This window comes from Chryseobacterium urinae (assembly GCF_030518295.1).
Taxonomy (GTDB): Bacteria; Bacteroidota; Bacteroidia; order Flavobacteriales; family Weeksellaceae; genus Chryseobacterium; species Chryseobacterium mucoviscidosis.
This window is the reverse complement of sequence record NZ_JAULSJ010000007.1, coordinates 39,073-61,522: the sequence shown is the minus strand read 5'-3', so window position 1 is coordinate 61,522 and position 22,450 is coordinate 39,073. Positions and strand designations below refer to the sequence as shown.

General features: G+C 38.0%; 17 protein-coding genes. 9 read left to right on the top strand and 8 right to left on the bottom strand.

From position 1 onward, the window contains the following. Positions 1-3 precede the first annotated feature (3 nt). From QWT87_RS05965 to QWT87_RS05955, 3 genes are all read left to right on the top strand, one after another. Positions 4-1,494 (top strand): ferritin-like domain-containing protein, encoded by a 1,491-nt coding sequence (locus tag QWT87_RS05965; RefSeq protein ID WP_302714741.1) that lies wholly within the window; start codon positions 4-6, stop codon positions 1,492-1,494. Between the two features lie 69 nt (positions 1,495-1,563). Then, complete coding sequence (locus tag QWT87_RS05960) at positions 1,564-2,370, top strand: hypothetical protein (protein WP_302714738.1); 807 nt, start codon at positions 1,564-1,566, stop codon at positions 2,368-2,370. Between the two features lie 37 nt (positions 2,371-2,407). Then, positions 2,408-3,445 carry a heme-binding protein gene (locus tag QWT87_RS05955; RefSeq protein ID WP_302714736.1) on the top strand — a complete coding sequence of 346 codons (1,038 nt, stop codon included), beginning with the start codon at positions 2,408-2,410 and terminating at the stop codon, positions 3,443-3,445. A 72-nt stretch (positions 3,446-3,517) separates the two neighbouring features. On the opposite strand, the gene QWT87_RS05950 is transcribed toward QWT87_RS05955, so the two are convergent. Next, positions 3,518-3,979, bottom strand: a complete 462-nt coding sequence (locus QWT87_RS05950; RefSeq protein WP_087709790.1) for an Lrp/AsnC family transcriptional regulator — start codon at positions 3,977-3,979, stop codon at positions 3,518-3,520. A gap of 759 nt (positions 3,980-4,738) precedes the next feature. Between QWT87_RS05950 and QWT87_RS05945 the strand changes: the two genes are divergently transcribed. Continuing rightward, positions 4,739-6,724: a T9SS type B sorting domain-containing protein gene (locus QWT87_RS05945; RefSeq protein WP_302714734.1), complete on the top strand. Its 1,986-nt coding sequence runs from the start codon at positions 4,739-4,741 to the stop codon at positions 6,722-6,724. A 38-nt stretch (positions 6,725-6,762) separates the two neighbouring features. Then, positions 6,763-9,348 carry a fibronectin type III domain-containing protein gene (locus tag QWT87_RS05940; RefSeq protein WP_302714732.1) on the top strand — a complete coding sequence of 862 codons (2,586 nt, stop codon included), beginning with the start codon at positions 6,763-6,765 and terminating at the stop codon, positions 9,346-9,348. 398 nt (positions 9,349-9,746) lie between these two features. Here the strand turns inward: QWT87_RS05940 and QWT87_RS05935 are convergent, their stop codons facing one another. Beyond that, positions 9,747-9,965, bottom strand: a complete 219-nt coding sequence (locus QWT87_RS05935; protein WP_139326077.1) for a hypothetical protein — start codon at positions 9,963-9,965, stop codon at positions 9,747-9,749. A gap of 209 nt (positions 9,966-10,174) precedes the next feature. Beyond that, positions 10,175-11,278: a cytochrome-c peroxidase gene (locus QWT87_RS05930; protein ID WP_337250571.1), complete on the bottom strand. Its 1,104-nt coding sequence runs from the start codon at positions 11,276-11,278 to the stop codon at positions 10,175-10,177. Between the two features lie 604 nt (positions 11,279-11,882). On the opposite strand from QWT87_RS05930, the gene QWT87_RS05925 reads away from it, so the two are divergent. The 3 genes from QWT87_RS05925 (at position 11,883) to QWT87_RS05915 (ending at position 17,377) form a co-directional block, all read left to right on the top strand. Then, complete coding sequence (locus QWT87_RS05925; RefSeq protein WP_302714727.1) at positions 11,883-14,225, top strand: TonB-dependent receptor; 2,343 nt, start codon at positions 11,883-11,885, stop codon at positions 14,223-14,225. A gap of 3 nt (positions 14,226-14,228) precedes the next feature. Continuing rightward, positions 14,229-15,035 (top strand): DUF4249 domain-containing protein, encoded by an 807-nt coding sequence (locus tag QWT87_RS05920; RefSeq protein WP_302714725.1) that lies wholly within the window; start codon positions 14,229-14,231, stop codon positions 15,033-15,035. Positions 15,036-15,193: 158 nt separating this feature from the next. Next, a complete protein-coding gene (locus QWT87_RS05915) occupies positions 15,194-17,377 on the top strand; it encodes an outer membrane beta-barrel protein (RefSeq protein ID WP_302714723.1) in 2,184 nt (727 codons plus the stop codon). 1,072 nt (positions 17,378-18,449) lie between these two features. Here QWT87_RS05915 and QWT87_RS05910 read toward each other — a convergent pair. Continuing rightward, a complete protein-coding gene (locus tag QWT87_RS05910) occupies positions 18,450-19,679 on the bottom strand; it encodes a PQQ-dependent sugar dehydrogenase (RefSeq protein ID WP_302714721.1) in 1,230 nt (409 codons plus the stop codon). Positions 19,680-19,892: 213 nt separating this feature from the next. Here QWT87_RS05910 and QWT87_RS05905 point away from each other — a divergent pair, with 213 nt between their 5' ends. Further along, complete coding sequence (locus tag QWT87_RS05905; protein WP_302714718.1) at positions 19,893-20,195, top strand: hypothetical protein; 303 nt, start codon at positions 19,893-19,895, stop codon at positions 20,193-20,195. Between the two features lie 73 nt (positions 20,196-20,268). On the opposite strand, the gene QWT87_RS05900 is transcribed toward QWT87_RS05905, so the two are convergent. Genes QWT87_RS05900 through QWT87_RS05885 form a run of 4 tightly spaced genes read right to left on the bottom strand, consistent with a single transcriptional unit; the run spans position 20,269 to position 22,441 of the window. Next, positions 20,269-20,631 carry a response regulator gene (locus tag QWT87_RS05900; protein ID WP_185205633.1) on the bottom strand — a complete coding sequence of 121 codons (363 nt, stop codon included), beginning with the start codon at positions 20,629-20,631 and terminating at the stop codon, positions 20,269-20,271. A 31-nt stretch (positions 20,632-20,662) separates the two neighbouring features. Then, positions 20,663-21,232 (bottom strand): chemotaxis protein CheB, encoded by a 570-nt coding sequence (locus QWT87_RS05895; RefSeq protein WP_302714713.1) that lies wholly within the window; start codon positions 21,230-21,232, stop codon positions 20,663-20,665. A 12-nt stretch (positions 21,233-21,244) separates the two neighbouring features. Then, positions 21,245-22,075, bottom strand: coding sequence for a CheR family methyltransferase (locus QWT87_RS05890; RefSeq protein ID WP_302714710.1), 831 nt, complete (start codon positions 22,073-22,075; stop codon positions 21,245-21,247). Further along, the gene (locus QWT87_RS05885; protein ID WP_185205636.1) at positions 22,076-22,441 is read right to left on the bottom strand and encodes a response regulator; all 366 of its coding nucleotides are present in this window, start codon (positions 22,439-22,441) and stop codon (positions 22,076-22,078) included. Between the last annotated feature and the right edge of the window lie 9 nt (positions 22,442-22,450).

The following is a 22,450-nucleotide window of genomic DNA, read 5'->3' as shown; positions in this document are numbered from 1 at the left end:
AACATGAGACAAAGACTAATCAATAAAACAGAACCTCAGGAAAACAGCAGCCTTCTAAGAAGTTCTTCAGATAAAAATACCATCTTAGACGAAGCCATTTCTTTACAGTCGTTATTATTTGACAACACAAACAGTAAAGAAAACTGGATTGAAGGAATAAAATACCACAGTAAAAATGTAACCAATCTTTTGCTTAACAACCAGATTGATGCGTTTAACGAATATCTTAGATCACAATTTGGCGGTGAAGTTCCGGAAATTAATCCGACCGCAGATTTCTCCGGAGAAAAGGCGTTTCAGGTAAAAAAAGGATTAGAGAATCTGGATTACCGTCCGATTTTACAGGATTTGCTTCAGACTGCGATTTTAATCGAGCATTCCACAATTCCTCCGTATTTAACGGCTTTATATTCTATTAAAGACGGAACGAATATTCTTCCTTCACAGATCATCCGAAGTGTAGCGGTTGAAGAAATGCTTCACATGATTATGGTTTGCAACGTAATGAACGCAGTAAGCATTCAGCCTTCGGTAAACAGACCGCAGAATTATCCTAATTACCCGATGAAACTGCCATTGAATGTGGATTTTTACGTAGGTCTGGAAACGTTCTCATCCAACAGTATTGCAACCTTTATTGCCATCGAAAGTCCGAGTAATCCTTTGGTAAAAGCACCGAAATACGATTACGATGCACAACCGGAAGCCATGCTTTCAAGAGGCGCCGTTCAGGAAAATAATTTGTGGACCTTGGAAAACATGAAGGATTTCATCATGAAAAATGTTCATACGATTGGAGAATATTATGATGTGGTGTTCTTTTACATTGTTGTATTCCAGATTATTGCCTATTATAAAGCAAACGGAAAACTACCGCAGACTTTTGAAGAACTTAACAAAGGCGGAATTTTTACCGGAGATCCCGCGAAACAGATCCGTCCGGAACAATACTACGGAAGCGGCGGAAAACTGTATCCTGTTGATGCATTAGAAGGTGTTATTCTTGTTTTTCAGGAAATTAAAGGACAAGGAGAAGGCGCGGATGATTCTATTTTCGATGTAGATCCTTCACAGTTTGAGGAAGGTGCAGAATTAGCACATTATTTCAGATTTAAGGAAATTTTCCATGAACATTTTTATTTAGGGGGAGATTACAGACCGTTCACCGATGAAAACGGAATGATGCCTGTAACCACTCCACCGGTTGGGAAACCGCTTCCTGTTGACTGGAACGCAGCGTATCCGATGAAACCGAACCCTAAAATGTCAGATTACCAGTCGAATCCGCAGTTATTTGAACAGGGAAAACAATTTAATATTACATATAAAAAGTTATTGGATGCAATTCAGGCTGCCGTAGAAGGACATTCTGAAGAACTGGCAAAATCCATCATGTATATGTATGCATTGAAAGAGCAGGCAATCGGATTGATGAGCCAGCCATTGACTTCCCAATACAACGCAGGACCAACTTTTGAGTATCCTTCTAACTAAAAAATAAAACTAAAGCTCGTTTTTTTTAATTAATGGGCTTTACAATAAAACTTTAACAACTAATTTACCATGAGCAATCAATTACCTCCAATTCCGAAAGGATTCGGACTTCCCTTCTATTACGCGACACTTTTTAATTTCGAAATTGCCTTTCTTGTTGACCGCGAAAAAGTTTTAAAATACCTTGAAAATACAGGACTTACCGCTTCGAATTTTGACGGAAAAGCCATTGTGAGTTTTAATTTTCAGAACTATACAGGACAGTTTCCCAACGGAGCAAGCACAACTCAGGAAATAGAATTGAATATTGTCTGTTATCCTGAATCTCAAAAAGATACGGTTGCTTTTGTTACTGCAGAAGAATATCTGAGAGGGGAAGAACAGACAAAATTAATGGGACATAAACGCGTTCATGTTCCCTGCGATGCAGATATGGCGATACAGGCCGGAATAGAACTGTTCGGAGAGCCGAAATTCAAAACAACTTTTACCATCAATATTCCTTCCCTTAACGTTCCGGGACAAAATACATGGACAGTAACCTGCAACGATCCTGAAAACAGCGAAGAAACCATTTTCACCTGTAAAGCAGATGTCGCAGATCTTATTCCTGAAATGTCGGCTTTTTCGCCCATCACAGAATATGGGCAGAATGAAGGAAAACTGATTGGCTGCCGTTGGAATATTCTGCAGCCTACCAATTTATATTTCTTAAATGCCGAAGAAAGCAGCAAACGTGTAAGCATGGAATACGGAAACTCCGAACATCCGATGAAAAAAGATATGGAAATCCTGATTGGAGATACTCCGGCTTTCGCGGTAAGAACCAGCATGTCGGCTCCGGCAGCCATTCAGACAAGAGCATATTATATTTAATGAAATTAAAAACTTTAACCATAAAAAACCCATTATTATGAATTTAGAAAGTAAAGTAAGAGGCTTAACTTTGGGAGCACAGGTTCTTCCGTTACACAAAGTCGCATCATCAGATTTGGGAGCTCTGGCTCCTCTTGTCGGTGTCTGGGAAAATGTACAGATTCCGGGAAGTGAGGCTTCTTCGGGCTGGAACACGATTTCCGTACCAGGACAGAACACAGGCTTTGTTTTTGAGGTCATTCCTTATACAGAAACACTAACTTTTAATCCTGTTGTCGTACAGGCAGGAAACAGAGGCCCTATTGTAAAAGGACAGCAGGTCGAGCAGCTAATTTTCGGATTATTGTACGAACAGCAGATCGTAAGCGCGTGCGAAACAAGCTTTTGTAACGACAGAGGTTTTCCTAAAGGTTCAACCATACACGTAGAAACAGGTTTGTTTCTTAATATAGGACAGCCGAACGGAGGTTACACTATTGCAAGAATGTCGACGATTCCTCACGGAAACTCTTTATTGGCTCTTGGAAGTTCTTTTGATGCAGAAAATCCGGGAACAAGCTTTTTCGATCCCGCTTCATCCATTCCTACGATGCTGAACGGAGGACCAATTACTCAACTTGGATATTCGGATCCCATCATTGGAAATCCTCAATTTGCGGAATTTAACCAGGTAAATCCAAACGCTTTTCTTCAGTCTACTCTGGAAAGTTTAGTAGGTTCTAAAGGAGGAGTAACCAACATGACAGTGATTGAGATGTCTACAAACACTCCTGATGCGAATGGCGGAATTTTAAATATTCCTTTTATCCAGACGAATGTAAATGCGACCAAAATGGATGCAACTTTCTGGATTGAAGATATTACGGACAGTGACGGAAACGCAGATCAGATTCTTCAGTATTCGCAAACCATCAATCTTGTTTTTCCGGCAACAGGTTCTGCACAGCCGATTAACTGGCCTCACGTAACGGTTAATACGATGAGAAAAAGACAGGAAACAGAGATGCAGTTTAGAAGCATGGACGAAAATGAAGCTTTTGATCCTACCGCAGGTCTTACCCCAAGTGAAATTTAAATTTTGCGATTTCATAAAAAAACCTTCGGAGAAATCCGGAGGTTTTATTTTTACACTGAAACAGCTTAAGAATTAAATGGTTAATCCATGGGTGTTTTTCACCTGAGCCATCACAAAAGTACTGTGCGTGCTTCCGATGGACGGAACGGCTCCGAGAATATTAAAAACAAAATTCTGGTATTGCTTCATATCTTTCACGTATACTTTAAGCAGAAAGTCAAAATCTCCGGAAATACTGTAACATTCTGCCACTTCTTCGATTTCCATAATTTCTCTTTCAAATTCTACCGCCAGATAACTGTCGTTGCTTTTTAGTTTTAACTGGCAATATACAGTGAATCCCAAATTAAGTTTTTCAGCATCCAAAACGGCGGCATATTTTTTTACATACCCTTCCTGTTCCAGTCGCTTTACCCGTTCAAAAACAGGAGAAGGAGAAAGGTTAACTTCTTTTGCCAGTTCTTTTACGGTTAGTTTTGCATCACTTTGGAGTAATCTGAGTAACTGTAAATCTTTACTATCGAGATGTTCCATAGAATATTATTCTTTTAGAGGTTATTATTTCTCCAAATATAAAGAATTATATTCTACATAATTACAATTTTAAAGTTTATTTTACTTAATTATACGATATTGATTGTTATTTTATTCTTAATATCTATTTTTACTCAAACCAAACACCAAGAATGAAGATACTGTTACAAAATATAATGACAACGACATACAAGTAAAAGGGAATATTTTATAGCAAGATCACTCTAATTATGGGGTGGTCTTGTTTTGTAACCCTTACTTTTTATAGTTTAAATCAATAAATATACATTTATCTGATAATATTAAAAAAAATATTTCAATTAAAAATACACATTTTTAGTTTAAATAATCTTAGGGACTACAGTTGCACAGGTTGTGCAACTGTTTTTTTTGCTCTTTTAATAAATTTCAGGTATGGTATAGCCCTCCACTGTTGTTTACGAAGATTATCAAAACCATTATTATACTTAAAAAAGACTAAAAATAAACTATTAAAAAGAATATTATTCTATGAATAATTAATTTTCATTAAAATTAAAGAAATTTTCACTTTTATAAATAAAATTAAAGATTAATTTACTTATTTATCTTAAAAATATCAAAAACACACCCTTTATATATAAATTTATGCGAAAATTATAATTTTATTTTATATTTATTTTTAATCATATATTAAAATTATCTTCGGAAACTGTACACAAAAATGAACTAAGGTTATCTCTGTAATGATTATTCACAGATTATATAAACTTTTAACGCATGAAACAAAGCTACTCATTTTTGTTAATTACTATTTTATCTTCTTTCTCTAATCTTCTCTTTTCACAGACTTATCAGCTTACAGGAAATCCTGTTAATACTACCGGATGGACAATGGTAGCGCCTACTTCTGTGAATACAGATTTTATCCAGTTAACTCAAGATATTAATCATCAATCAGGCTCTATCAGATTAAATCAACCTATTAACCTGAAATACTGCGATAAATGGAGGATAGAATTCGATTTCAGAATGGATTCTAATCAGAACTCAAACGGAGACGGTATTGCTTTCTGGTATCTTGCCAATCCTCCTAGTGCAAGTGTACTGGGTTCAGGTCTTGGTGTTTCATTGAACGCGATAGGATTTGTGGTAGGATTTGATACCTATAATAATACCACCACTGCCGTAATGAGCAAAGTTCACGTTGGTTACGGACAGATCGTCAACACAACAGACACCAACAATGTTGAGTTTTTCAATGTTCCGGGAAGCTCTTTTCATTCTCCGGATATGAATACCACGCTTCCGTTTCAGGGAACGGCTTACAAACACGTAGAAGTGACCGCACAGGTAGATCCGGCAGCTCCGGCAAACTGGATTGTGAAAATTACCATCAACGGAAACCTCATCTGTAACCAGTCTTTTGCTCCTTCCGGAACTGCTGCTGCAATGACGGTCGGATATTTTGGTTTTTCGGCTTCCACAGGAGGAAACAGATCCAGACATTCCATTAAAAATGTAAAGGTGTATGTAGACAAAATCCCTTTATTACAGGGAGCCATTACAAAAAATATATGTCCGGATGTTACCGGAATGGCAACCGTGGATTTAACTTCTTTAAATTCTCAGCTTACTACCAATCCGAATAACTATACTTTTGCCTATTATACAGGTGGCTCTCCTATCACCAATCCTACCAATTTTCAATACAGTGCAGATACTAATGTATCGGTGGTAATTAAAGATCCTTCACAGGTTCTTTGCGATAACAACGATGCTACGATTACTTTAAAAGTTGCTCCTACCGTTACCACCAACGATGCATCTTTAAGAACCTGCTTTCTGGAAAACAATCCGGCAACAGGGTTATTCAATTTAACAACCGCTTCGGTAATCAGTACATCGGGTGTTGTTAAAAATTACTATCCGTCGTTAACCGACGCTGAAAATCAGACCAATGAAATTTCAGATCCTGTAAATTATATTGCGCCAAACGGAGTTGTTTTCATCAGAGTAAGCAATTCTTTCGGCTGTTATGACATCGCAAAGGTTACTCTTGAAGTCATTCCGCCTATATTTTCCAATGTTCTGGAAGATAAAATCATCTGTATGGAAGATAAAACAAACTTGGATGCAGGACCCGGATTTACAGGCTATTTATGGAGTACTGGAGCAACTACCCAGTCCATCAGTAATGTGGGCGTGGGAACATATTGGGTAAAACTTAAAACAGGACAATGCGTTGCTTTGCAGCAAGTAAAAGTATATGCATCGGAACAGCCTGTGATTGCAAGTATTGATATCAGTAATAATGAAGTGACTGTTCATGCAATCGGCGGTACGATTCCTTATCAGTATTCATTGGACGGAATCAAATGGCAGGATTCTAATCAGTTTAAAAATATACCAAGAGGTGATATTAAAATTTTTGTAAAAGATGCTTATGACTGCGATCCTATTGCTGTAAATATATTGGTTCCAAATCTGATTAATGTTATTACGCCTAACGGAGACGGAATAAATGATTTTATTGATTATTCTGAACTCGCCGGAAAACAAAATCTTGTTTTCAATATTTTCGACAGATACGGTGCGCAGATTCATAAAGCCGACAAGTCTAATAAATACAAATGGGACGGAACCGCAAACGGAAGAAAAATATCTACCGGAAACTACTGGTACTCCGTATCATGGAATGAAAATGACAAGAAAAACACTCCTGTAAAATATTCAGGATGGATTCTTGTAAAAAACCGAGACTAAATAATTTAAAACAAACATTACCTTATAATTTTTTTAGCATGAATTTAAAATTACTTTCAAGAGCAATGTATGCGGGAGCCGTCTTGGCAGCTTCTACGGCAGCAGCTCAAAATTTCCAGCCAATGCTCATTTCATCCGGACTTAATTCCGATGTTATTGCAAACGGAGTCGGATCTTCCGCAGTAACTACCTCCACCGATGTAGACGGCGTTTCATTCGCTTTTGTATCGAGAGATTTTCAACTGACTTCTTCCAGTACTCCCCTTACTTACGGTTTACCGAATGACGGCATTGTAAACAGTGTAGTTTCCACAACTCCGGGATTATCTTATAAATTAGCCAATTACAGTGCAAACAATTCCCTGAAGCTGGCTAACCAAAATGACTCCGGCACAATAACTTTCTCAACGCCGATGGCAGCATTTAAATTATATATGCTTGCAACCAGCGGAAGCGGTGCTTCTACCGTTACGGTAACCGTCAATTTTACCGACAACACTTCCCAGACCTTTATGGGAGTTGCGGTTTCAGACTGGTATAACGGAACCGGATTCGCAATACAGGGATTCGGAAGAATCAACAGAACAAACGACACTCTGGAATCAGGGAGCGGAACCAATCCGAGATTGTACCAGACATTGCTGACGTTAGATGCAGCCAATCAGACAAAGCCCATCCAAAGCATTACGATTACCAAAACATCAACCACACAGGGCTACACCAATGTTTTTGCATTTTCAGCAGATGCTTATTCCACTTGTGCACCTCCTACATTGAATGCGGTAGGAACTCTTACGGCAAATTCTGCAGCGGTTTCATGGACACCTGCAACGGGAACGACTGCTACCACGTATGATATTTATTACAGCACAACCAATACACCTCCGGCTGCGGCAGCAACGCCTAATCTTCCGGGAGTTTCGGGAACCTCAACTACAATTCCGGGTTTAAATCCTAATACCACCTATTATTATTGGGTAAGAGCAAACTGCAGCGGTGCAGCAAGTCAGAGCGCGTGGTCTTTTTCAGGCACATTCAAAACATTATGCGGAGCCATGACTTCCATGTTTGAAGATTTTGAGTCTTATGCCACAGGAAATATCGTACCGGATTGCTGGGCAAGAATTATTGATACGAACGGAAGCCAGACAATCACCTCTACAACACCGGCTTCGGGCGTAAGAAATATTTACCAGTACAGCTCAACGACTCAAAATCCAACAACCGTTGTTCTTCCTCAGTTCAGCAATATCAATGCAGGAACACATTGGTTAAGATTAAAAGCAAGAGTAAGCACAGCGACAGGAACACTGAATGTAGGATACGTTACGAATCCGGTAAACAGCTCAACATTTGTATTGTTACAGGCTTTAAGCATCAGCAACACCAGCTATGGTTCAACAAGCGAATATTCAGTGATCGTTCCTTCTTCTGTTCCTTCCAACGCAAGACTGGCGATCAGAAATACAGCAGACGGAAAATCTTATTATTACGATGATGTCTACTGGGAACCTCTTCCGTCATGTTTTGCTCCTTCTGCATTAACTTCGTCTAATGTTTTGGCAAACAGTGCAGGAATTTCCTGGACGGCTCCGGCTTCTGCTCCGGCAGGAGGATATGAATATTATTATTCTACAAACACCACAGCACCAACTGCTGCAACCACAGCTTCAGGAAGCAGTACTGCAACTTCAACAACCATCAACGGGCTTGCTCCGGCTACAACATACAACTTCTGGATAAGATCTGCATGCAGCAGTTCAGATAAAAGTACCTGGTGGGGACCTGTTTCGGTTACAACAGCATGCGCCACATTATCTGCGCCATTTACCCAGACTTTTGATAATGCAACTGTACCGAATTGCTGGACGAATACCAATCCGGGAAGTACAACCGCGAATCTTTTATGGAAATTTTCAGGAAGTGCCGATTATGGAGCCAACCTTGCCAATAACGGAAGAGCAGCAGGAACTTACGCTTGGGTAGACGCGAGTTCTCCGTACAGCGGAGCGGGAGTTAATACGGTACAACTTATTACTCCTTTCATAAGTTTAGCAGGATTAACGTCTCCTTATATTTCGTTTGAATGGTTTAAAAACCACTCTACCTCTACAAGTACTACAGTGAGTCCTTCAACCTATGACAACAACAAACTTACAGTAGAAGTAAACAGCGGAAGCGGATGGGTTTCTCTGTGGAGCGACACTTCTAATTCCAACCAATGGAGACCTGTAGGAATTCCTTTGCCTTCATCTTACATCGGGACAACCATTCAGGTGAGATTTACGGTAGATAAAAATGTAAACGGCAACGGTTATTTTTATGATGATGTTTTACTGGACAATGTTGAGGTAAAACAGAATCCTGTTTTGGCTACAGGCGAAGTTTCAGCGGCTAAAAATACAGTTAAAGTATATCCGAATCCTTTCAAAGATACCGTAAGCATTTCAGATATTGAAAAAGTAAAATCTGTGAGCATCAGCGATGTTTCGGGAAGAATGATTAAAACTATTGAAAATCCTTCAAAAGAAATTAATGTAAGTACATTAAATTCAGGGTTATACTTGTTGATTATCCGAATGAAAGACGGTTCTCAGTATACTGTAAAAGCAATAAAAAATTAGGCAACTATACGCTGCTTTACACAAACCTAAAAATAATTTGTTTAAACTCATTTTAAATTTAACCGCAAAAGAGACAAAAGACTTTATGGGATTTATTTAAAGTATTTCAAAAGTCTGCAAAGAGAAAAAATCTTTGATTTTTAAACTTATGTGCTCTTTTTCCATTTAAGTATTAAGCTTAAACAACTAAAGTTTTACAATCTTTTGCATCTTTTGCGGTAAAAAAGTTTAGACAAGTTTAATATAAATACCAACGATGACAGTTGGTATTTTTTATTAATTTAAAATTTTACAAAATGAAAAATCAAAACAGAACTATTTTTAAGAGAAGTTCGATAAAGATGTTGAACAAATTATAAATATTTTAAAAGATAGAGGACTTAAAAACTTTAGAGATCCTACTTGAAGCAGTCATTGAGAGGCTCAGAAGTCTCCCCTTCGGTTAACAATTTATGAAAGTCTTCAATTTTCATTTCAACAGATATTGTAGAACCATCTGTAAGTTTTACAGTAATATAGTTTGCTCTGCCACGAGATTCTTCGTGTACTGATGAAACACTGGCTGTATTAATGATAGCTTTTCCATTAAAGCCATCAAGCTCGATAAATTTAGTCATAATTTTATGTTTTTTAGTCATCAAATATACAAATAAACCATTTACATTTTGTATATCTAGAGAAATATTTATCAACCAAAAGGAAGCGTTAGTTTTTAAATATGTTCATATAGTAACTTAAATTACAAAAAATTAATTATTAATATTTACTTTCGCAGAGGTATGTAAAAATGCATCTGCTTCCAGAACCTTCGGAATTTCCGGAGGTTTTATTTTGGAAGTTCAGGCAGTGTTATTTTTTTCGTTTTGGAGGATAAAGTTCTTAAAAATGCTTCCAACTGAGAAATTTCTTCATCCGACAACTCAAGCATTCTCACCATACCCGATTTTTGAGAATGCAAAGTAATTCCTTCATATATAGTAGATCTTTTCTGGGAATATTCAGGATTTCCCTTGCTGTAAAATTCAATCACTTCTTTTAAACTTGTCATATAACCGTTGTGCAAATAAGGTGCAGTTTTGGAAACCTCTCTTAAACCCGGAACCCTGAATTTCCCTGCATCATCCGCAACTTTTGTCACTGCATACCTTCCAAGATCCTCTCCTTTTTCGCCCAGTAAAGAAGTTCCAACATTTTCAAACCTGTTATTCGAAAAATATCCCGAATTGTGGCAGTTGATACACTGCGCTTTTGTTCTGAAAAGATGCAGTCCCATCAATTCATCATTGGTATACACTTCCGGTTTTCCGTCGATAAACGCATCAAACTTACTTGGAGAACTTTTTATCGTTCTTTCAAACGTGGCAATGGCTTTGGAAATGCGGTCTTTGGTAACAGTTTTATCGCCAAAAGCTTTTTCAAATAAAATCTCATAGCCTTTTATCTTTGCAATTTTTCCTGCCGCAATATCAATATGTTCACTCATTTCTCTCTGATCCTGAATCGGCATCTGCGACTGTTCTTCCAGAGATGTTGCTCTTCCGTCCCAAAATAGAGATTTTGCAAAGGCGGCATTCAGAATGGTCATTGCATTTCGGGTTCCGAGCTGTCTGTCGTGCCCGAAAGAAACCGTTCTGCTGTCGCCCCATCCCAATTCCGGATCGTGACAGGAAGCACACGCAATCTGGTTGGATTTTGAAAGTCTGGGATCGAAAAAAAGCGTTTTTCCCAAGAGTTCTTTTTCGGAAGAATAGGGATTATCTTTTGGAAATTCTACCTCCGGTAAATGTCCGATTTCCACAAAAGTCGGGGCAGATTCGGGATCAAGAACAGGTTTTGGCCATTGCGAAGAATCGCCTGAAGAATACAGTTTTCTCAGATTATCCAAGAACGTGTTTTTCTGATTGATTTCTTTTTGAACTTTGCTGCTCAAGCAATTGTTTAAAAGCGAAACCAAAAGAAATAAGATCAAAATCCAACTTAAACTATTCTTCACGATTATCCGGAGTTTTAGCAAAAATAGGATATTTAATTGTTTTTTAGGAATACTTTAAATTCATCTAAAAAACAAACTTGTTTACCTTAATAGCAATAATCATCGCAACGACGAAAAATATTTATTAAATATGGTCTTTTTTTAAGGCGCAAAGATTTTATCTGCGATAAAAATTAAGCATCAATTCTTATTGAAAATCTTTGATTTTCTTGCGCCTTAAAGATTTGAGATGAATAAAAATCCTGCGCCTTTGCGTTTTCCAATAAGACTATTCTTATTTTAAAAAGTTTAAGCAAACTCAACATTTAAAATTTTTACTTTAACAACTTAAAAGTCTAAACCATTTTATTTAAATTTTAAAAAATTTCATGTATTCTTAAAAATTTTAAGCCAATAAAAATCTTTAAAATCTGTTTTTCACATGAACTTTTCCCGAACGTTGCCAAAGTTCAGATTAAAGCATTAATTTTATACTCTCTTCACATACAGGAGATGTAATAATTTATGTTTAACGAATTATTCAAATAATAAACAAACTTACATGCAGACATTATCATTTAAAATTGCCACTACCGCAGCAGCAATTTGTTTCAGTACGGCAGTTTTTGCCCAGCAGAAATATTCTGTGAGCGGTACTGTGAAAGATAAGAAAAACGGAGAGCTTCTGATTGGCGTTACGGTGAAAGTTGCCGAAGATCCTACCATTGCTGTGGTAGCCAATGATTACGGCTTCTACTCGCTTTCTCTTCCCAAAGGAAATTATACTTTGATGATCTCTAATCCCGGTTTTAAAGATTTTACGAAAAGTATTACCGTAGAAGATAACATCAAGCAGGATCTCGAAATGAGTTCTGGAGAAAACGAAGCGGAAGAAAGAACCGGAAAAATAGATGAGGTGGTAATTTCAGGGGTAAAAAAAGATAAAAACCTTACTTCTGCACAGATGGGAACCGAAACCTTAAGCATTAAAAATATTGAAAAACTTCCGGTTCTGTTTGGAGAAAAAGATGTTCTGAAAACCATACAGCTCCTTCCGGGAATCAAAAGCAACGGCGAAGGAAACAGCGGATTCAGTGTAAGAGGCGGTGCGACAGATCAAAACCTTATTTTGCTGGATGAAGCAGCCGTTTATAACGCGTCCCATTTGCTTGGATTTTTCAGTACGTTTAACAGCGATGCGCTGAAGGATGCAAGCATTATCAAGGGAAACAGTCCTGCCCAATACGGAGGAAGGCTTTCTTCGGTTCTGGATGTAAAAATGAAAGACGGAAATAACAAAGAATACAATGTAAACGGAGGATTGGGATTAATCAGCAGCCGACTGAGCGTGGAAGGTCCCATTCAGAAAGAGAAATCTTCTTTTATTGTTTCGGGAAGAAGAACGTATGCCGATGTATTTCTAAAAGCAACGGACGATTTCAAAGACAGCAAATTATATTTTTATGATCTGAACTTAAAAGCCAACTATCAGATCAATGAAAACAACCGTTTGTATTTATCCGGTTATTTCGGGCGTGATGTTTTGGGATTGGGCGACACTTTTTCAAGTGATTGGGGAAATACGACGGCTACCCTGCGATGGAACAGCATTATCAGCAGCAAATTATTCTCCAATACTTCATTAATTTACAGCAACTACAATTATAATGTAAGCTTAAGCAGCAATAACAACACCTTTGGACTGAGTTCCAAAATTGAAGACTGGAACCTGAAGCAGGATTTTTCATGGTTTGCTGGGAATAAGCATTCGGTGAAGTTTGGTTTGCAGTCTATTTATCATACGATTACACCAAGCAGTGCTTCCGGAACAAGTGTGAGCAGCTATCCAAGAAATCCGAGATATTCCTGGGAAAATGCTTTCTATATTAATGATGATTTTAAAGCTACCGAAAAACTGACGATCAACTACGGAGCCAGACTTTCCCTGTTCAGCGTTTTGGGAGGAGATGTGTTTAACACCTATGAAAACGGAGTTCTTACAGATTCTGAATTTGTTGAAAAAGGAAAATTCGGGAAAACATACGTTAATGTAGAACCGAGAATTACGGCAAACTACAGAATTAACGAAGTAAGCAGTATTAAAGGAGGCTATTCCAGAAATACTCAGAATTTACACCTTTTAAGCAACAGCGGAAGCGGAAATCCTACGGATCAGTGGATTGGAAGCAGCTTTACGGTAAAACCTGAAATTGCAGATCAGGTAAGCTTAGGCTACAGCAGAAATTTCAGCAACAATAATTATGAAATCAATGCTGAAATCTATTATAAGTCTCTTCAGAACCAGATCGATTATAAAAACGGAGCCCAGATTACTTTCGACACTGCAGCAGACGTGGAAAGCGAACTGCTGTTCGGAAAAGGAAGAGCCTACGGATTTGAAATTATCGCCAAAAAGAAAAGCGGAAGATTAACCGGATGGATTTCCTATACCTTATCTAAAACGGAGAGAAAAATCGACGGAATCAATAATAATGAATGGTACAACGCGAGACAGGACAAAACGCACGATCTTTCAGTTGTTGCCACTTATCAGCTTAATCCGAAATGGACGTTCTCGGGACTTTTTGTATACAGCACCGGAAATGCGGTTACGTTCCCAACCGGAAAGTATGAACTGAACGGACAGACGGTTTTCCAGTACAGCAGCAGAAATGCAGATAGAATGCCTGCTTATCACAGGCTGGATTTTAATGCAACGTACGAACCTGTAAACAACAAACGCTTTAAAGGATCATGGTCTTTCGGAATTTATAATATTTACGGCAGAGAAAATGCTTACACCATCACTTTTGAAGACAATCCGGATAAGCCGGGAACAACGCGCGCAATGCAGACTGCCCTGTTCAGATGGGTTCCAAACATTACGTATAATTTCAAATTTTAATTCATGAAAAATATATTTTTAATCATACTGTCTTTATTTTTAGTCACTTCCTGCGAAAAAGAAATAGATCTGGATCTCGAAGATCAGAGTGGACAGATTGTTATTGAAGGAAACATTACCGATCAGACAGGACCTTATTTTGTGAAGATTACCAAATCCGTAGCCTTTACACAGGCGAACCAATATCCTGCCGTGACGAATGCACAGGTGATCCTGAGTGACAATGCAGGACAGACGGAAACACTTCAGTATGCAGGAAACGGAAATTACAAAACGTCCACCTTTGTGGGACAGCCCGGAAGAATTTACACGTTAACCATTAACGCAGAAGGAAAACAGTATACCGCACAAAGTACAATGCCGCAGGCTGTTTCTTTTGACGGTCTGGAGCAGGATTCTTTCCTTGTGGCAGGACAGACGAGCTATACGCTTCTGCCGCTTTTCACAGATCCGGCAACTTTAGGAAATCGTTATCTGTTTGTGTATACCGTAAACAGCAATCCGAAAAAATTCTTCTCCGAATTTTCCGATAATGTGAACAACGGATTACCGAACCAGAGACCTATTCTGCTTCCCAACGATGACAGCAACGCGAATGATATTAAAGTGGTTGCAGGAGATGTGATCCATGTAGAAATGCAGTGTATTGATGATAAAGTGTATACCTATTATTCTGCACTTCTACAGCTTTCAGGAAGCGGTCCCGGCGGAGGAATTACTCCCGCCAATCCGCCAAGCAACATCAGCAATGGTGCTTTGGGCTATTTTTCAGCACATACTGTAAGAACAAGAACCACTGTTATTCAGTAAAAATTAAATAAAAGCTATCTGTACTTTCCGGATAGCTTTTTTGTTTCCTGTAAACAACTGACGTTTCAGCCTTTAAAAATTTATTATAGAATTAATACGATGTGATGTAACAAATATTCCCTTTTAAGTGTCTTATGTAGGAAACATAGTTTTTTTACATGAAAAATATTTTGATACCGATTGCCTTTTTAGCGGGCATATTTACATTTGCACAGACTGAAAAGGATACTCTAAAATCTAAGGAGAAGGCTATTGAAGGAGTTACCGTAACGGTAAGAAAACCAACCATTGAATCCAAAGTAGACAGAACCGTTTTTAATGTTTCCAACAGCTCTATTCTCGCAGGAAACACGACTTGGGACGTCTTGAGAATGACTCCGCTGGTAAGTATTGATAACAATGATGCCATAAAAGCTGAAGGAGAAACCGTAACCGTTTATATCAACGACAGGAAGTCTGTTTTTACAGGAAAGGAACTGAAAGAATACCTGAAAACCATTCCGGCAGACAACCTGATGAAAATTGAGGTGATTACAAGTCCGTCTTCGCGATATGAAGCAACAGGTTCTGTCATCAATATTGTATTGAAAAAGCGTGATGATGAAGGAATTAAAGGAAGTGTTACCTTAAACAACAGGCAGAACACCAAAAACTCTCAGTATACCAACCTGAATTTAAATTATCACCGTAAAAGCTTTACACAGACCTTCATCGGAAGCTACAGCGACAATACCAACGTGCAGAGCAATTCCAGTCTTTATAAAGTGGATGCTGAAAATTCTGAAACTTACAGAAATTCTAAAACCATAGGAAGATACAAAAGTCCTTCCCTTTCTTCCACTTCAGAATTTGAACTGAATAATAAAAATACAGTAGGTGTAATTCTTGAATACTACCAAAGTAACTCTTCTTCCAATACCGACGCAGACGGATTGAGAAATGTTAACGGACTCTTCGAAAATTCTTATCTTCAGCACCAAAATTCTACGGGACTTAACAGAAACTTCGGCTCCAATATTTTTTATAAATGGTATGATAAGGAAAAGAATAAAATCCTTGACATTAATTTAGGTTCCAATTATTACGGACAGTCGAGCGACGATTATTTTGTAAAAAATATGGTGTACAAATCCAAACCGGATGAAAAACAGGAAATCGGAGTTCTTACAGATACCGAAAACAGAAATTATTACCTGAAAGTAGATTACACGCAGCCTATCGGAAAAGAAGGCGGAAATTTTGAAGTCGGCGGAAAGATCGATTTCAATAATAATGTGATCCCAAACAGCTTATACGGAAATATGCTTACAGGACTAAGTTCCGGAGATATTTTCCACTATGAAGACAACATCAGTTCCCTGTACGCCAACTACAGCAAAACATTCTTTAAAAAACTGGAAACCAGAATCGGACTCCGTTATGAATACATCGATTATAAAATACGTCAGGATAATGCAGGAACTTCGAGAAGAGACTCTTACGGAAAACTGCTGCCCAATATTTTATTGAAATATTCTTTTTCAGACAATTATGATTTAAGCTTAACGTATAACAAAAATATCTGGAGACCGTGGTATGCGGAATTCAATCCGTTCATGATCCCGAACAGCGACGGATTCTACAGCCGTGGAAGCATCGATCTGGAACCCAACCCAAGCGACAGGGTTTATATGAAGTTAGGCATTCATAAAAAATACTTTATCTCTGCGAGATATATGTTTACCGATCAGGATTACTGGACCAATTATGTAACGGGAACCATTAATGACATCAACGGAAATCCTCAAAACATCACCATTACCCAACCATCCAACTTTTTCGGGAAAGTGCATAAGTATTACGTCTTTGCCAATACGAATCAGACTTTCTTCAAAAATAAATTTACAGTGAATCTTGGTCTAGGATGGTATTATATTGACAACAGCGATTTTAACAGGAAAAACGGTTTGGAAAATGCGAATAACTACATCAGCTATCTGAGTGCTTCTACGAACCTTACGTACACGAATCTGTTTAATAAAAATATCAACCTGAGCGCATGGGTGGAAGTTTCTAACCAGAACAACGGAAATTCCACAACGAACAAAGCGAATGTCTTCCATAATATTTCTGCCACGAAGATATTCCCGAAAACCCAGATGGAAGTCAGCCTTCAGCTCATGAATATTTTCCAGAGACCGAATTACGATGCCACCACTTTTGTGCAGGGAGGAACTTTCCAAAATGCTTCAAAATGGGACTGGTACGGAGCATCTATTTCATTTGTAAAACGTTTCGGAAACCAGAAAGTAAAAGAAAATACCAAAACCGATGTTGAGAAAAACGGCGGCGGCGGAAAATAATTTTAATGTTAAATTTTAGTACGGACGATGGATTAATTTTCATTGTCCGTTTTTTTTTCATACACCTTTAATTTATCCTAATTTTCACGTTCTAAACCTCAAATTATACGTTCTGAACCTATCGGGATACGTTGTGTATGGTTTCGGATACGTTCTCTACTCTTTCGAAGACGTTAAATAATGGTTAGGATACTTTATTCAACATGTCCGTTGAGGTTGTTAATGCGTCCGCTGAGGTCTTGAAATCCTCGTGATATGTCATGTAGATCTCGCGATACGTTTTACATCGATACGAAGAGGTGAAAGACCATTCCGGAAGAGTAAAATACGTCTACGAATCTTTCCGTAACCTATCCAGATGATTGAATAACGTATCGGGATCGATGGATAACTTCATTGGAATATTAAAAGACGTGTTCATTGAGGTTTAATAGATGTTGAGCAGAGATTGTTATGGTGCTTTTTTGAAAACGCTAAGCTCGCTGAGGTTGCTTTGAAATTTATGAGAATATTTTTCCGAGCGCAAGGGCGTGAAACTCAGCTAATGATAATCATGGTTTTTAAATCTATGAAATTTTTATTTCACTTTAAGTTTTGGCTAAAGTCCATTCCTATTGATAATTTGTATTTATTTTGAATTGAACTCACGTTAATTTTCATCATCACACTTAACGTTCTTTTTTGAAAACGCTAAGTTCGCTGAGGCTGTTTTGAAATTTTTATGTAAATATTTTTCGAGCGCAACGGCGTGAAACTCAGCTAATGATAATGACGGTTTTAAATCTCTGAAATTTTTATTTCACTTTAAGTTTTGGCTAAAGCCATTTTATTTCGCAAAACTATTTGAATGGGCTAAAGCCCATTCCTACTGATAATTTGTATTGATTTTGAATTGAACTCACGTTAATTTTAGTCTTTTATATTATCTTTTTTTCGATTTAAGTATTAAACTTAAAGTTAAAATCTTTTGCTTCTTTTGCCGGAAAAAAGTTTAGACAAGTTTTATAATAAAAAAGCCGGAAAAAGATGAAATATCTTTTTCCGGCGTTGATTCTTAAAAAATCTTTTGAAATTACTGTTTACGGATTCGATAGAGTCTGCCTCCGTCCGTCACTGCATATAAATTGCTATCTGTTCCCTGTGTAATATCTCTGAAACGCTGGTTTTCGGATGAAAGAAGCCTTTCTTCGCCTATTACTTTGTTGTTTTCCAGAACCAGTCTCGCGATGTGCATTCCGCTTAGGGAAGCTACGAAAAGATTGTTTTGCCACTCCGGAATGGTGTTTCCTTTATAAAAAGTGATTCCGCTTGGCGAAATTACAGGATCCCAGTAATAAACCGGCTGTTCCATTCCTGTCTGCTGCTGAATTCCTGCGCCAATGGTGGCTCCGCTGTATTCAATTCCGTAAGTGATGGTAGGCCAGCCGTAATTTTTGCCGCCTAAAACCCTGTTGATCTCATCCCCTCCTCTCGGTCCGTGCTCACTCTGCCATAATTCTCCGGTTAGAGGATGGATGGCAATTCCCTGAGGGTTTCTGTGCCCGATGCTGTATAATTCCGGCAAAGCTCCGGATTGTGAAAATGAAGGATTTCCGGCTGCGGGCTGACCGCTGGTTGTAATTCTCAGGATCTTACCTAAAGCTGCGGTTACCGACTGTGCAAGAGGTCTTGTGGAAAGATCAGAACGTTCTCCCGTACTCACAAACAGATTTCCTGTGTTATCAAAAACAATTCTTCCTCCGTAATGAAGATTTCCGACATTGGCAGAAGGATTTGCCCTGTAAATAACGGTCGGATTTTCTATTGTTGTCTCTGAATTGGAGAGTCTTCCTTTTGCTACAGAAGTTATATTTCCGCCTGAAACATTTTCAGAGAATACCCAATATACCATTCTGTTGGAAGTAAACTGCGGATCTACACAAACGCCAAGCAGACCACCCTGTCCTCCGGAATTTACGGAAGGCAGTCCTGTAATGGCATTGCTTACGGTTCCGTTACTGCTTATAATCCTCATGGTTCCTGCTTTCTCGGTTACGAGAAGTCTTCCGTCCGGCAGAGATGTAATTCCCCACGGCGAAGTTAGTGATGAGGTAACGACTTCACTTACGTAAGGGGTAGAAGTTTTTGCACCATTCGCTCTCGTCTGTCCTGCAAAAGCCGGCTGATAATTCGTATTGGCTGCATTGGATTCTACCGGAGGAAGCGAGGGACCGTTATTTCCTCCATTTTCTTCGATGGTTTCCGAACAGCTTGCCACTACCAGCGAAGCAGCAACCAGTACATGATAGGTTCTTACTTTCATATTTCAAATGTTTGGTGTTTCTTATGCAAATTTTATTTTGTGCAACAAATTACTTGCCGTAAATACAGAATCAGTTATCAGATATAAATACGATTCAATCGGTTGCACTATTTTATGGTATTTCTTATATTTTAAATGATGATTAAGAAAATTTTAAGATTTAAAATGAAAGTATGGCATGAATATTATTATAGTATTACAAACACGTTGAAGATGGAAAACCTGTTAGCCAATAAAGATTTAATAAACAAGTATTTAAGATTAGTCATTAAGCAGCAATTCAATACAGAAATTGATTTGAGAGGAGAATATACATTTACCGAAAATCTGGTTTCCAAAAAACCGATTATTGCCACTGCTTTCTCGGAAAAAATTCTTTCGCAGCCCGATATAAAAATGGTTTTGACATCTGTAATCACAGAAATAAATATCGGAGTCTGTACAACAGAACAGATGCAGAAAGCAGTTGAAATTTATCCTGAAACCGATTCTAGGGAAATGCAGGAAATTGTTTAAATAAAACTCCCTGTACAGCTTTGTACAGGGAGTTTTATTTTTTGAGAGAAAATTACTTTAAATTTTTCGAATATTACTGCAGATACTGTGCAACTTTATCTTCTAAATCTTCAAGATTAAAAGGTTTGGCAACATAATCATCCGCCTGAGCTTCTTTCGCCAAGGCAATGATATCGTTGTTTGCCGTTACATAAATCACGGGAATGTTTTTAAATTCCTGATGATTTTTCAGAAGCCTTGTTGCTTCCACTCCACCGATTTTCGGGATCCAGTTGTCCATAAGAATAACATCCGGCTGGAACTGCTCTACTTTCTCCAAAATGTCATGTGAAGTTTCCGAAATTTCGACCTGATAACCATTTTCTTCAAAAATGATGGTGATGACTTCTAAAATAGTTTTATCATCATCAAAAATCAAAATTTTCTTCTTGCTCATATCTATTTAACTTTAGTTAGGGGTTATATTTTTATAACTGATTGATGTACTCTGCGAGATTACCGGGCTTTATAATCAGATCAAAATTAATTTCTTCCATTGCATGTTTCGGCATATAATCTACTTCTGCGGTTTCTGGATCCTGAATCCAGACTTTTCCGTTGTTTTTTTTGATGTATGCCAAACCTTCCACCCCATCTGCATTGGCTCCGGAAAGCAGTACACCAATCATCCGGTCGCCATAAATCTCCGCCGCAGATTTAAAGGTTACATCTATGGAAGGACGGGAATAGTTCATCTTTTCCGAGCTGTCCAGAGACATGATATTTTTATTTTCGAATAATAAATGGTAATCTGCCGGAGCAATGTAAATTTTATTATTCTGAATTTCGGTCTTGTCTTCAATCTCAATAACTTCCACAGGCGAAAACTGCTGCAGTAAGGTCTGCAGAATGTTGTTGGAATGTGCTTTTCTGTGAACTACCAGCAAAATGGCAAAATCCAGCTTTTCGTTTATTTTTTTAATCATTTCCAGAATCACCTGCAAGCTTCCTGCGGAACCTCCGATAACAATCAGTTCGATATTTGTACTCTTCTTCATGATAAAAACAACTTACTGGTGATCTATTTTTTTCCATATCTTCTGATCATCCACCTGATTATAATTTTTGTCTAATTTAGAAAATCTAAGGGTTTCTTTTGCACCTAAAGCTAAAAAACCTAAATTTTCCAGACTGCTGTCGAAAAGTTGGAATACTCTTTCCTGAAGACCGCGATCGAAATAGATAAGAACATTCCGGCATATAATGAGCTGAAAACTGTTGAAAGAACTGTCGGAAACCAGATTATGGGTAGAAAGGATCAGTTTTTCCTGAAGGCTTTTATCAAATTTCACACTGTCATAATTGGCTGTATAATAATCTGAAAAATCTTTTTTACCGCCCGATAAAATGTAGTTTTCGGAATACAGCTTCATCTGCTGTAAAGGAAAAACCCCGGCTCTTGCTGTTTCCAGAACGGAAGGATTAAGATCTGTGCCGTAAATTAAAGATTTATGGTAAAGATTTGCCTCTTTAAGCAAAATAGCCATTGAGTAGGCTTCTTCTCCGGTAGAACATCCCGCTACCCAGATTCTGATGAGCGGATAAGTTCCCAACTGCGGAAGAATTTTCTCCCGTAATGCCTTAAAAAACTGAGGATCGCGGAACATTTCCGTTACATTCACGGTAATTTCTTCGATGAATCTTTTCAGGTATTCCGGATCATTAAGTATTGTATATCTTAACTCTGCAAAGCTTGTAAATCTGTCGATCAGGCATATACGGTTCACCCTGCGCTTGAAGGAAGCGCGGCTGTATTGTGAGAAATCGTAGCCGTACATATCGTAGACATCTTTAATAAGATATTCTACTTCTTCATCTTTTACAATACTTGGTTCCAGCATTTACGATAATTTTTCTATAGCGTTCATTAAAAGGTCTACATCTATCGGCTTGGAAACATAATCTGCCGCTCCTGCATCCAGACATTTCTGGCGGTCTTCAGGCATAGCCTGTGCGGTAACTGCAATTACGGGAATATTGCTGATAGAAGGTGTATTTTTTATCATCTTTATGGCTTCATACCCATCCATTTCCGGCATCATCATGTCCATTAAAACCACATCAAAATGGTTGTCATTATTTAAAACTTCAATGGCTTCCTGAGCCATTGTACTGCTTTCAATGTGGTATCCTCTGGCTTTCAGGGTGAGTTTTAAAGCAAATATATTGCGCGGATCATCGTCCACGATAAGAATTTTTTTATTCATCAGAATTTT